The sequence below is a fragment of the Sulfurovum sp. bin170 genome, assembly GCF_010892395.1.
Taxonomy (GTDB): domain Bacteria; phylum Campylobacterota; class Campylobacteria; order Campylobacterales; family Sulfurovaceae; genus UBA1140.
Genome location: NZ_JAACKB010000299.1, coordinates 1 through 2,154 on the forward strand (window position 1 = coordinate 1; position 2,154 = coordinate 2,154).

The 2,154-nt window shown below is 37.8% G+C and carries 2 protein-coding genes; both read left to right on the forward strand.

The genetic code is table 11. The features are described 5' to 3' along the window. Nucleotides 1–152 precede the first annotated feature (152 nt). The gene (gene wecC, locus GSY74_RS07025) at nucleotides 153–1,394 is read left to right on the forward strand and encodes a UDP-N-acetyl-D-mannosamine dehydrogenase (protein WP_164664395.1); all 1,242 of its coding nucleotides are present in this window, start codon (nucleotides 153–155) and stop codon (nucleotides 1,392–1,394) included. Nucleotides 1,395–1,398: 4 nt separating this feature from the next. Further along, on the forward strand, nucleotides 1,399–2,154 hold a 756-nt coding region (locus tag GSY74_RS07030; RefSeq protein WP_164664396.1), incomplete at its 3' end, for an ABC transporter permease.

Below are 2,154 nucleotides of genomic sequence, written 5' to 3' on the forward strand. Positions count from 1 at the left end.
TGAAGCCATCGTTTCCTTATATGCAATTTGCATTTTCGGAATCGGCGTGTTTACACCCGAACTATTTGGTTCAAAAAAAGCTTAATTCATTGGCATTAGGCTAAAGCCATCGGTTCCTAGTTTTGCAAGAAGTTTAATATTTAAGGAAATAGATGAAATTTGATAAAATATGTATGATAGGCTTAGGGTATATCGGTCTTCCTACCGCGGCGGTATTAGCTTCTCGTAAAGTTCAAATTATTGGTGTGGATGTTAATCCCAATACAGTTGATATCATCAACAGAGGAGAGATTCACATTGTTGAGCCAGATTTAGATATTTTAGTTAGCTCTACTGTGAGCGAGGGGTATCTCAAAGCAACTACTACACCTGTAGAGGCTGATGCATTTATAATGGCTGTTCCTACACCTTTCAAAGGTGATGACCATGCTCCAAATCTTGACTATATAGAGTCTGCCACTAGAGCCTTGGCAAAAGTACTTAAAAAGGGTAATCTTGTTATATTGGAATCAACCTCACCTGTAGGCACAACGGAGAAGATGGCAGGGTGGTTAGCCGAAGAGAGACCAGACTTAACATTTCCGCAACATGCAGGGGATGAGTCAGATATTCGTATCGCTCACTGCCCAGAGAGGGTTTTACCTGGTCATGTGATTCGTGAACTTGTAGAGAATGACCGTATTATCGGTGGTATGTCAACCAAATGTGTAGAGGTGGCAACCGAGCTTTACAAGATATTTGTAAAAGGGGATTGTATCCCAACCAACTCTAGAACAGCAGAGATGAGTAAACTTACAGAGAATGCCTCTCGGGATGTTAGTATAGCTTTTGCAAATGAACTCTCTATACTGTGTGATAAGATGGATATAGATGTATGGGAGCTTATCTCTTTGGCAAATAGACATCCTCGTGTCAATATCTTGCAACCTGGGTGTGGAGTGGGTGGACATTGTATCGCTGTTGACCCTTGGTTTATAGTCAATGCTTTTCCAGATGATGCACGACTTATGAGAACAGCAAGAGAGATAAATGATGGGAAGCCTCTATTTGTGGTTTCAAAAGTAAAAGAGGCGGTCAAAGATATCAAAAATCCAAAGATAGCCTGTTTAGGTTTGGCATTTAAGCCAAATATTGATGACCTTCGTGAGTCTCCTGCCTTGGAGATTACAAAGATGCTTTCAGATAGTGCAGATTTCAGTATCCTAGCAGTTGAACCTAATATAAAGAGGCTTCCAGCGGTTCTTGCCAATCGCAAAAATATTGAGTTTGTCTCTTTATCTGATGCTCTAAAGAGTGCTGATGTTGTTGTGATTTTAGTAAGACATAAAGAGTTTATAACTATTGATGGAGAGAGTCTCACTAGTGTTATAGATACAACAGGGATAGTGGGGTAGATAGTTGTATAAAAGAACTCCTTGGCAGGTACAAAAATCGGTAATATATGCTCTTTTTTTAAGAGAGGTCAATGTTCGATTTTCTGCTGGGAAGTTGGGGTATTTTTGGGTTATTTTTGAGCCTTTGATGCAGATTTCTATATTTGTCACGGTAAAAGTTCTTCTTTTTGGTTCAAATTCAGGACTTGATTATCCTGTTTTTATTACTTTAGGGTTTGTTGCATTTAATCTATTTAAACATCTTGTTGATCGCTCTATGAGTTCATTTAGTACCAATAAGGGGTTATATGCCTATAAACAGGTTAAACCTATAGATACGCTGATAGCTCGTGTAATGGTTGAGGTTCTGGTAACGGGGGTTATTGCCGTTGTGTTTATAATCTTTGGTCTATATTTCGGTTTTGATATGAGTGTTCAAAATTTAGGGGTTTTAATTCTCTCTTTTTTATGGTTGATTCTCTTCTCTCTAAGTGTAGGACTATTTATAGCAGTTATTGGTCTTTTTTTTGATAGCTTCCAAAAAGTTGTGAAGTTGATTTTATCTCCATTGATGTTTATCTCAGCGATATTCTACTCCATGCAGGATATGCCACAGGCTCTTCAAGGGTTGCTGTACTATAATCCAATAGTTCATTTTATGGAGCTTATTCATGCTAGTTATTTTTATATTTTAGATGATGGTTTTGTTGATTATGGGTATATTATGATTTGGACTATTGTTCCAATGTATCTCTCTCTTTTTCTTTATACGAAGCTTGAA

Coding starts and splice junctions, on each gene's coding strand:
- wecC (WP_164664395.1), top strand. CDS start 153: ATGAAATTTGATAAAATATGTATGATAGGCTTAGGGTATATCGGTCTT.